Raw genomic sequence first — 10,363 nt, forward strand, 5'->3', positions numbered from 1 at the left:
TTACGCATTCTTTGTTCCTTGGCCATATAAGATCATAGGCGGTCTCCTTCGTTTAAATAACTTTTTGAGTTCTTTATATTTAGCGTATGCAGCTCTTGTTTCGATATGTGTTGTTCTTGATCAACGATAAATAAAAAGTCACCATTTGTGAAAATATCTTTTCCAGCGGCTTTTTGTTTTGTTTTATCTGTATCGATAACCACGTCTACATGATCCGTATTACCGTGTAATACTTGTTTCCCAGCGACCACTTGCACAACGGTCTTATAATTACTTTTTGTGATCAGTGAAACTTCGTCAATTTCAAAAATACTTTGGCGATCGACCAAGCCATTATTAATAATTTCTGCCAGCTTATTCACGCTCAAGCGAATATACTGTAATGCTTCACCGTTTCCTGTAAAACTTAGGGAAACCTCCTTTCCTACGGTTAAATACAAGGTTTTCTTTTCAGCATCCATCTGTTTCTGCCCTCCCTTCACTCGTTGATATTTTCTTTAGTTATGGACTACGACAGACATTCTTCATGTTTTTTCTCCTTTTTGGGTAACAAAAAAACTTGAGAAATATTCCTCAAGCTCCCGAATTCAAAAAATAAAGTCAATATATTTGTAATAATTCTTCTTTTTATTATAATTACTTAGGACATAATAATTTGGTCTTTCTAGCGGAAACTAGGAGACCTTTTTTTATCCCTTCAAACAAAGATTATCATCGATCCCAATCATCTAATTCAGAATGATCATTTAACGCCTTCATCCTAGTTATATCTTTTTCCAATTTTTCCAACTCTGTTTTTATACTATGGCTTGATTCTTTTTTTACCTCTTCAATTGTTGGTGAAAAATCAGGGCTTATACGTGAGATAATGAAATCTTTATAACGTTCGTACAAATCATCTAGTGTGTCAAACCACTCTGTAGTAAGAGAACCAGTAGTTAGTGTTATAAAACTATATTGAGTTTCACATTTAAATTGAGTTCTTTCGACAACTATATGCCATACAGGACTGATGTTTATTCCCCACAGGACTAAATCTCCTACTTTTAACATGTTTAACTCTCTTTCTACTTGATTTATTCTGTTAGTTAACTAGTTTGGTGGATAGTGGAATCAGACTTCTTCTAAGTCCCTTCTCATAAACCAAAATTCTTCACCGTTATCGAATTTAATCTTTAACGCAAAGACTTGCGCATTTATTACTTCAGTACAAGTACCAACTGACCCTTGAGGCACGATACTTGGATAACGTGTCTTATATTCTTTGTAAATTTCATTCATTATTTTCAATTCATCTCTGATTGGTAATATCTTCCAATTAATGACTTCCCCTTCTTTCCAAGAAAAGGATCCTCTTCTAACAGTAGCATGGTCTAGCTTTTGCTGCTCTTCTTGTTTTAATCTAATCTGCTTGCTACGCCATGTCTCTTTAAATTCATTTGGATTAGTTTTTCTCATTCTTTTCAGTTGATCCGTCTTCAGAATATTTCCCTCCTACTTCAGTTTTACATTTGATATAGACAAGAAATAAGTTCAAATTTTCCGCTTTTCTAGGAGAATCTTGATCTGCAAAACGCTAATTGAAAGCCAAATGACGATAGTTATTGCTATAAGCCACTTGATTAAAACAAACGATACAACCAACCCTTGATTGCCGAATAAAAATAATGTGCCTAAGATTCCAATACCAAACAAAACTGTTATTACAATCAGCAAAGAAAATAATCGGCTTTTCAACTTATCTATTTTTCTTATTTTATTCGTGATCTTGATTAATTCAGAGACTTTCACTTTTATCACCTTCTAGAAAATGATGTTGAAGTAGCGTTGATCGCAGCAAACGTGAAAGTAAAAATGAAGATAAATACCGCAACCTTCAGCAATCCCATACTAACTTTAAACATCATCTTCAAGAAAAACTTTCCAACTGCCAATAACTTTTTTGTCTTCGTCATAACTTGCACTCCCTTATTAAAATTTATTATTAACCAATTAAACATCTTTTGTTTACCAGATTCGTAAATAGAACAAAATAAAAGTCGCAGATTTTTACAACCGGAGAAATCTAACTCCTATGAAGGCCGGATATTCGCTCGCACACTTGCGGTCTTGGCAAATCCTTCAATGTTTTTGGCTCACCAGTTCATTGTATTCCTGGTTACTCTAAACCCCTTAGTAGCCATGCTGTTTAGTTTAGAGGGGCGTTCTAATACCCAATTCATTTATTCAATTAGTTCTCGATACTCGTTCGTTATCAACTCATATCAAGAGATTTTGCTAGAAACTAGCAAACAAAAGATGTTTAATTAAATGTTCAAAAAGCAGTTACGCTCTTTTTCGTTCCTGGTACCAATAATTTTGAATCATTTCTTCGTATTCCTTTTCTTCTATCGCAGTGATCAAGGCATATACTTCTAACGCTCGTTCCGCTCGATGGTTCCGGACTTTGAAATATTTGTTTTCCCGTGTCGTTATCAGACGACCATTTGAATTTAACCGTTGAGCAATGACTCTTTCCTTTTGATCAAAAAGAAGTTTAATTTGGGGAAAGATCGTTTCCGTTTTGGCAGCCCCGAAAAATATTTTTTTTGGCTTCCCTTTTTCAAAAAGAGTCGTATAGCGATAGGCGTTTTCCCCTTCGATCATCCAATGCTGCGTGTTAAATAGTTGTACCGTTGTTTTGATTCTTGCTAGATCTTTAACGTATACTGCTAACCCTTTTGTCATTGTCATTCCTCATTTCCTAGATCATACTTACATAAAAGCAAACAAAAAGGAGGTAAATTCACGAGAACATGAATTTACCTCCTAAGAATCGCAGTCTCTTCAACGAAAATAACAGATGGCGTCAAAAATGATGATTTGGCCTATCATACACCTAGATCAACTGTAGAAGAAACTAAAGATCAAACATACATTTTTCAATAATACATTGAATCAGAAGTTTCTTTCTACAATCATTATCTGTTATAATTACATCGTTGTAGAGAAGCTACGACGCAAAGGAGCTCAATCCGTTCAGGTGCGTGTACACTTGATTGGAAACCGAGGTTTATCATTGACTCCTGCATGAGTTGGCGCTCTTGCAGTGACGAGATTTACTTCGGGGGCTCCTTTTTGTTTGGCTTCGTACAAGTATGTCAAACAAAAATATTGTTTTATTTTTATGTGTAAAACATAGCATAAGAAATTTATTTTGACAACAATTTATTTTTTCAATCTAAAATAACATCCTTGTCTCTTCTTCTACTATCGGTCATTTTAACTAAGTATTTAAGTTACTACATCAACAATACTATATTTCACTTTCACATTAATATTATACCATTTTGTTTGTATATAGACAAACGTTTTTTTGCTTTATATGGTATTTTCAAAAATAAAAAGGCTAAATTAATGACTAATGAAGAGTACACAAATATTAAATATCATCTAGCTAAAGCGATCAAAGAAGCTAGACTCAAACATCAATATACAATAAGGGATTTAGCTGAAATTGCGGATATTAATTACTCGTATCTTTCAACAATCGAAAACAATCGCATTGAAAAACCTTCGATGTATGTCTATCTGACATTGTTTGAAATACTTGAGATTCCAATTACGGAGCTATTCAGTGAAATTGAAAATATGCCGCCATTTAATCGCTACCCACCTGAAAGCTAGTTTCTAACTAGCTTTTTTTGTTTGGATTGAAAAGAGTGAAATTGTAAGCATTGAAAATGTATTGTTACCGCCGACGTGTTTTTTTAATGATCATCTTTACAAAATCACTCTAAAATAGACTTTAAAACTTTATCTCACAAATACTTTTAGCGTGTACCAATTTGCACATCACGTGTTTGAACACTACCTGAACCAGCAAATAAAAATAAGATCCAATCTAAACTCATAGGTGTTTTCCTCCGATACTTTAATAGTGTAAATTTACAAGTCAAATAGTACCACTTGGTAAAATTTTTACAACAAAAAATTAAGAAATTGCGGAATCCGCAATTTCTTATGGAGGTTTAATGAGCTGTGAATGAGGATTCTATCATTTTAGTGCAAATAATCGAGGATCTGAGAAAAAGTCGTGGATTATCTCAGAAGGAATTAGTTGATACGATTCTTAGTGAAAGTTCGTATGTAAGAATAAAAAAAGGTAAAAGTGAATTTCCGATATATATACTTGTACCACTAGCAAAAAAATTGAATGCCAGGATTGAAGATATCTTGGATCTCTATTATCGAAGTGAAAACCATGAATACAAAAACCTTTTCAAGCGATACAATATTGTCACTGATACACATGATATAGCTGAAGCAATTATCCTGTACGAAGACCTGGTAAACTATCAAAAAAATAGTTTGACGCTAACCAGAATGCGATTGTTGCTAGAAAAGTATTTTGCAAATGATACAAGACAAATACCTGAAATAGATATTCTTGAAGTCCAGGCATTAATGAATCAAATATTAGTTACAAATCATCTGACCTCTTACGATCTTCAATTCTTTGCAGATTTTATGACCTTGCTATCAATGGATCAGCTTCAAATTGTCAGTCAAAAATTGATAGACGTCGACTTCAATGTTATGGACTCATTTAATCATTTCTACAAAAAGTATTATCCAATCTGCTTAGGAAACCTATCCGATTGCTTAATGGATTTAGGTTATTTTGAAGAAGCCAAGCAGCCTTTAAGTAAATTAATAGCTACAGCAGACCATGTTGACTCCATTGAACTGAAAATGTGGGCACAATACTTAGAGAATGTTCTAGCCATCTACACCGAAAATCAAAACAATGAAAAACAAAATAAGCTAAACAAATTGAATCAAATTGTTACTAATTGGCACAATTTATTACCCTCAAGTCGTTTGGTAGAAGGGCTACATGGCGGTTTCCAACGTCTATCTGATAGAAACGGTGATCGTCCAAACAATATTCATATTCCACCTGTATACATTTTAAAACCATAGGAAAAAGCCTAGTATTCTTTGCTGGGCTTTTTTTATATATTTAAAACTGAAGTTTCCTATTTTCCCAAATCATCACTACAAAAAAAGAAGAGATAATATTCATCTCTTCTCGAAAAACTATCTTGCTTTAGTTGTAGCAACTACTTTGTTATTTACAATTCTTCTACAACTTCCTGCATCGACTTTTGCTAAAGCCTTCTTCTCCAAATCCTTTGATGAATATTTCTTATTTACAATCGATCTACCAACATTATTATTGAAAAGATCCATCTGCTTTTCATTAGCTGGTTGATTTTTATTTTCCTCGTGAGCATCTGCCCATCTTTTCGCATTTGTTTTACCGTTAGAAGGATTGAAACTTGATCCATATCCAGCTAACATCGTTGTCATCTCAGAATTCCAATAAGTATGTCTAAAAGCATCTCCGTTTCCATTATGCAACCCGTTTTTATATAGTGCATTTGTCCTTTTGGTAGCCAAACTAGAAGCAGTATACACTTGTGCTGCTTGCGCAGGATATGATTTGACAAGTTTTTTCTCCGCGCTATTCAAATTCTCGTAGGCAGATGGCAGGTATCTTGCTGTTACCCTATAGCTTTTTGCCTCGTATATATCATTGTATAGCTTAATCATATATAAGTTTTGATCATCTTCAGATAGATCTTTAAATGCTTCATCTGAGCTCGAAATTTCATAAGCTTTAACAAAATCATCAATTGTTAAACTATCTATTACTTCATCGCTTAGACTCTCATTTGAAATTTGTTCTGCTCCTGATTCATCTGTTGCAATCTCATCTGCATAAGCATGGATACTACTTGATACTGAAATACCAAAGAATAAAACTAACGTTAAAAATATTTTTTTCATTTTTAGTTCTCCTTATTTTTGGAAAATCAATTGTTTTTCTATTTTGTTTATACCATCATCATAGTTGCAATCTAATACTATTTTACCCGTAGATTCGTCATAACTAGCTACTTTTAACAATAAAGAAAAGTTTTTTGTATTGCTATCAACATATCCAGTAACTGTTTGCTCTTCTCCATAAATGGTAACTGAAATAGAACTCTCACCACTTATACTAACTTCCTCTATTGGTTTATTCGTAGACTTTATCGAATTACTTTCATAAAGAACTTCTGAATCATTCAGATAATTTCTTGCTATTGTAATAGGAACTTCTATTGCACCTTTATTATTTTCAATAAAAATGCCTGTTTTACCATTGTTTTTCAGGAAAAATAGTGTACCAAGTACTACCAAAACTGTGCAAGATAAAACAATCGTCAATACTTTCCTTTTTGATTTCTTCATATCTTTCAGTAAATTCGAAAAATGAATCTACTGTTCCCCCTTTCTAACTCAAGTATATTTTAGTAACAGGATATTGTAAATAACCCTTACAAAAATGTAATAATATTACCTTTCACAAATAAATACAGATACTTGAACCTTCCCAAAAAAGTAAACTGACAAAATCATTTATTGTGTTACATTGCCTATATCACTTAACGAACACGTAAAAACCTAAAATACAACGAAGAATGATCGACATAACTAATTAATTTGTTCTTTTTCTTTTTTTGGATTGATACTCTTTAAGAACTTCTCCTCCAATACCAATAAATGACGATAAACATCATCCATCGACCAGCCTGAAGAAAGACTAAGACAATATAAAAAATCACAAGGTAACGTTTTTACTGCACGGTTTCTAGTTACCCAGCTTGCTACTGTACTCTGCTTATAGCCATGCAACTCACAAAATTGCTCTACTGTCATACCTAACCGCGAAATAATAAATACATTGATCGGGTAGGGATATACAAAGGTATTGATACTCATAGTCAGAAAAACCTCCCACCATATTATTACGTTTGCGATAATAGTACTACTCTTTCTTAAGACCAGCAAGCAAGACGGAGAAAAAGGAGCAACGTATCATAGATATAATGTAATAGGCAATTTGCACCTTTTAGTTTCAACCTGTATCGATCATGAACAGATTTGTTTGCACGCCGATCTTATTGGGTTCTATCAAGCGTTTCAGTGCTGTCTGGATAAACGTGTATTCTCTTCCAAAAGCTTCTGAGATCGCAGCGAAATAAGCCCCCTGGCTTTCTTTTTTTAGCCGGATAACGGAGCGCATCAATCCATGTATCGAGGCTAGCATAATACCTCCATTACGACCAGCACGAACACTAATATGAATTTTGTTCTCTTCTTTTAACTGCTTCAGTACTTTGTCCAGGGAACGTTTTGGGATCTTTAAACTTTCAGTTAACTCTTTTTTTGTAGAAATAATGTATGGTTGTTCTTCATAGGATTGCTCATTCAAATAAGACAGTAGATCTTCTGCCCATTCATGACTATGTGAATACTTGCGAAGAGCTCTTTCTTTCTTGAATTTCCACCAACCCCGTTTTTTATTGAATAGCTGCTCTTCAGAAAGATTGGCATCGACCCACTCTTGGCATAATAGGACAACTTTTTCTCTGTGCGCTGCTTGATATTTTCCGGAGTAAGCGGAACGAATGATTCTGGTTAATTCTCGATCAGATAAAGGGTTAGCCAAGCGGTCATTGAATTCTAACATCGTCAATTCACATGCTTCTACTTCGTATCCTGACGAAAAGTATGCCAAAGACAAGGTGAATATGACATTATTTCGACCATATACGCCCTTTTCACCTTGTATTTTTTGACTTTTTAGCAACAGCTGGAACCAGGGTTCATCGACTTGACGAAATTCTTGAGTAGATGGCAATACAAAAACGTTCTTGATCTCCGCTTTTTTGTCCGCATCTTCTCTCATTGACCAGTCGATCCATTCTTCAAAACTATAGCGATACTGTGGTTCAAAGAATAAAACATTCTCTTCAGAAGGCATCCGTGTGATCCCAAAATGATTGGCATTTACATCGACAGGAAACCGATAATCATTTGAAAATTTATTCCTTAGATTTTTTGAGATCATTTTGGCCACATTGATCACTTTAAAATTTGATTTCTTCGTCACGTATGCAGGCTTTTCTAGTACATAGAAAGCTTGAAATCCATGCGGTGTACGTAGAATCATTGTCGGCATAAAGCCGATCTCGTGACTGGCCAAGATAATTTCTCCGTAGTCAAAGTTTGGATCCAATGTGTCAAAATCAACAAAGAAAGTATTGATTTGACGCAAATTGTCCTCAGAATGACCTTTTGTAAACATTCTGGATTCATCAGCATACGTTCCATAGCGAAATACATTTGGTGTCCAATGAGTGAATCGATTATTGTTTTCGATCACCCCTTCTTCTGAAGTAATCACTAGTCCAATCCCCTCGATCATGTGTTCCTTTGAACGGTATGCAAAAATAGCCCCCTTTCCCGACTGATCACTAAAAGAGACCGGTTTTAAGTGGCTGTTTTTATATTTAAATTTACGGATACCATTTTGTAATACCGTCGAATATACGACATCCAAAGAAACTGCCATGACTGTTATTCCTTCCTAAACAAAAAGAGAACACAAATAATCTCAAAGATTTGTGTTCTCTCAATGGCTTAGAAGTCTCAAAGGAATGACAAAATAAGCGTATATATATTGAGTTGCTCGTCAAAAAATGGTAAAATAAATCTATAGGTTCGGATTGGTAGTCCGAATAGATTTATTCAAATCACATAAGTGGTTTCCAGCCACTTACATAATTTCCATGAGACGAGCGAGAACACATAGTTGTTGTATGTGATTCAGATGAAGAAGTGAGGCCAAATTCACTTTTTTATCCGTCTCTTTTTTATATGTATTATTTATTTGAATATAACAAAACAGTTAAATTTGTACAAGAAGAATTTTTTATAAAGTATAAGTTATACTTAAATAAACCTCATATAAGTTATACCTAATTAGACATTATTGTATATCTTATACTTTAAATTACTAGAACAGGTAATAAAACGATACCCTTAAAATAAGCTTTCTCTGGTAACAAATATTTTTAAATACCAAAACATAAAGTATAAGTTATACTTTATGTTTTGGTAATCAACTATAACTTATACTTTTATTGTTGAATGACTTGAAAAAATTAAAGCTTATCAAATGCATCTTTTATTTCTTCTCTCAAGTGTTCCTCTTTCGCCACACCTAATTTTTGCGTAATATACGCTTCCGATAAAGTGTCAATAAGTTTTTCAAAGGTAATCCTACCCTGCACTGATTGAAGTTCCTCAACGTAGTCTTGTAGTACGCTTAGTTTTGACTCCAAAGCAGGAGATATTTTTTTTGGTTTTGTAACTTTAAATCGTTCATCTGTAATTTTTATAGGACGTCCTCGTTTTTTACTTGCTTCTGAAGTAGTCGCTTTTGGTTTCTTATTTATCAAAGAAGAGTGTCCAAATTCGTTTTCTCCTCTAATTGATACAGATTTTTTCTTTTTTATTCCTGGTTGTAAGAGACCAGCATATTCTGTATCAACTTTGGTATCAACATTAAATTCTTTCCTTTCACTCATATTCTTTCCCTCCTAGCTATTCTTCAAATATCTTTCTGCGTGATTCAAGTTCGGCTAGTATTTTTATAAACGGTTCATGTGCCCTATAGTCCCATTGATCATAATTTCCGTTTCGATACTTTTTCAAAGATATTCCTTCTCTTGAATAACGTTTTAGTCGTTTTTGGAAATTAACAATATTCTTAGACACAGCGGATCCATATAAATCTATAGCCTCGCTCAATACACTTTTATCTAAATCATCGTCTGGTTCAAGCATGCATGCAATTATAGAAATCACTTCAAGGTCAATATCGTAGTTGTTAATCATAAATTTTTGGTACCCAACATATTTTCCAATTCCATCTAACGATTCCTCTTGTGTTTGAAAAGCTATTATACTGTAATCAGAGGCCGCCATAGCATTATCTGAATATGCACTAATAGTTGGAGGCACATCAATAAAAATAGTCTCATAATTTTCTTTGATAGGTTCCAATAATTTTTCTAAAACCATGATTTGTTCTTTCTCATCTTCAAAGTTAGCAATAACATAGTTAGAAAACGATCTAAAACTTGTATCACATGCAATTAAATCTAGATTTTCCATAATCGGCGTTATACAAATTGAAAGGTCTTCTTCGTTGATCCCATCTACTATTGTTTTATCAATATGATCTAAGTCAACAGTTCTTGCTAATATTTGTGAAGCGTTAGCTTGCGGATCAATGTCTATTACCAGTGTTTTTTTCTTATTTACTACAGCATTATCAAAAGCTAGCATTGTAACTATCTTGGTTTTTCCTACTCCACCTTTAAAGTTCCCGACTGTATAAGTAGTTGCTGTCATATTTTTACCTACTTTCTTTTATCTTTATTTAAAGTATAACTTATATATTTATTTTAATCAATATTTA

At 33.6% G+C, this 10,363-nt stretch carries 12 protein-coding genes; 2 read left to right on the top strand and 10 right to left on the bottom strand.

Features of this window, described 5'->3' with window-relative positions; translation table 11 throughout:
* Positions 1 to 32: 32 nt before the first annotated feature.
* The 4 genes from A5882_RS18960 to A5882_RS18980 all read right to left on the bottom strand — a co-directional run bounded on the left by A5882_RS18960 (position 33) and on the right by A5882_RS18980 (position 2,727).
* Positions 33 to 461 carry a hypothetical protein gene (locus tag A5882_RS18960; RefSeq protein WP_254908557.1) on the bottom strand — a complete coding sequence of 143 codons (429 nt, stop codon included), beginning with the start codon at positions 459 to 461 and terminating at the stop codon, positions 33 to 35.
* Positions 462 to 711: 250 nt separating this feature from the next.
* Positions 712 to 1,053 carry a hypothetical protein gene (locus A5882_RS18965; protein WP_086373496.1) on the bottom strand — a complete coding sequence of 114 codons (342 nt, stop codon included), beginning with the start codon at positions 1,051 to 1,053 and terminating at the stop codon, positions 712 to 714.
* Between the two features lie 60 nt (positions 1,054 to 1,113).
* Positions 1,114 to 1,458 carry a hypothetical protein gene (locus A5882_RS18970; RefSeq protein WP_086373497.1) on the bottom strand — a complete coding sequence of 115 codons (345 nt, stop codon included), beginning with the start codon at positions 1,456 to 1,458 and terminating at the stop codon, positions 1,114 to 1,116.
* An 867-nt stretch (positions 1,459 to 2,325) separates the two neighbouring features.
* A complete protein-coding gene (locus A5882_RS18980) occupies positions 2,326 to 2,727 on the bottom strand; it encodes a hypothetical protein (RefSeq protein WP_054115557.1) in 402 nt (133 codons plus the stop codon).
* Positions 2,728 to 3,396: 669 nt separating this feature from the next.
* On the opposite strand from A5882_RS18980, the gene A5882_RS18985 reads away from it, so the two are divergent.
* Positions 3,397 to 3,666, top strand: coding sequence for a helix-turn-helix domain-containing protein (locus tag A5882_RS18985; RefSeq protein WP_034872731.1), 270 nt, complete (start codon positions 3,397 to 3,399; stop codon positions 3,664 to 3,666).
* A gap of 354 nt (positions 3,667 to 4,020) precedes the next feature.
* Positions 4,021 to 4,965 (top strand): helix-turn-helix domain-containing protein, encoded by a 945-nt coding sequence (locus A5882_RS19960; protein ID WP_176462069.1) that lies wholly within the window; start codon positions 4,021 to 4,023, stop codon positions 4,963 to 4,965.
* A 117-nt stretch (positions 4,966 to 5,082) separates the two neighbouring features.
* Here A5882_RS19960 and A5882_RS18995 read toward each other — a convergent pair whose 3' ends face one another.
* The 6 genes from A5882_RS18995 to A5882_RS19020 form a co-directional block, all read right to left on the bottom strand.
* On the bottom strand, positions 5,083 to 5,835 hold the full coding sequence (locus A5882_RS18995; RefSeq protein WP_086373498.1) for a hypothetical protein: 753 nt from the start codon (positions 5,833 to 5,835) through the stop codon (positions 5,083 to 5,085).
* Between the two features lie 12 nt (positions 5,836 to 5,847).
* Positions 5,848 to 6,258, bottom strand: a complete 411-nt coding sequence (locus A5882_RS19000; RefSeq protein WP_139843269.1) for a hypothetical protein — start codon at positions 6,256 to 6,258, stop codon at positions 5,848 to 5,850.
* Positions 6,259 to 6,525: 267 nt separating this feature from the next.
* Positions 6,526 to 6,813, bottom strand: a complete 288-nt coding sequence (locus tag A5882_RS19005; RefSeq protein ID WP_086373500.1) for a type III secretion system protein PrgN — start codon at positions 6,811 to 6,813, stop codon at positions 6,526 to 6,528.
* 136 nt (positions 6,814 to 6,949) lie between these two features.
* Positions 6,950 to 8,449, bottom strand: a complete 1,500-nt coding sequence (locus A5882_RS19010; protein ID WP_086373501.1) for a primase C-terminal domain-containing protein — start codon at positions 8,447 to 8,449, stop codon at positions 6,950 to 6,952.
* 592 nt (positions 8,450 to 9,041) lie between these two features.
* The gene (locus A5882_RS19015) at positions 9,042 to 9,467 is read right to left on the bottom strand and encodes a hypothetical protein (RefSeq protein WP_086373502.1); all 426 of its coding nucleotides are present in this window, start codon (positions 9,465 to 9,467) and stop codon (positions 9,042 to 9,044) included.
* A 16-nt stretch (positions 9,468 to 9,483) separates the two neighbouring features.
* Entirely contained in the window at positions 9,484 to 10,296 is an 813-nt protein-coding gene (locus A5882_RS19020; protein ID WP_029486053.1) for a ParA family protein, read from the bottom strand.
* Between the last annotated feature and the right edge of the window lie 67 nt (positions 10,297 to 10,363).

This window comes from Enterococcus sp. 4E1_DIV0656 (assembly GCF_002140695.1).
GTDB classification, from domain to species: domain Bacteria; phylum Bacillota; class Bacilli; order Lactobacillales; family Enterococcaceae; genus Enterococcus_D; species Enterococcus_D entomosocium.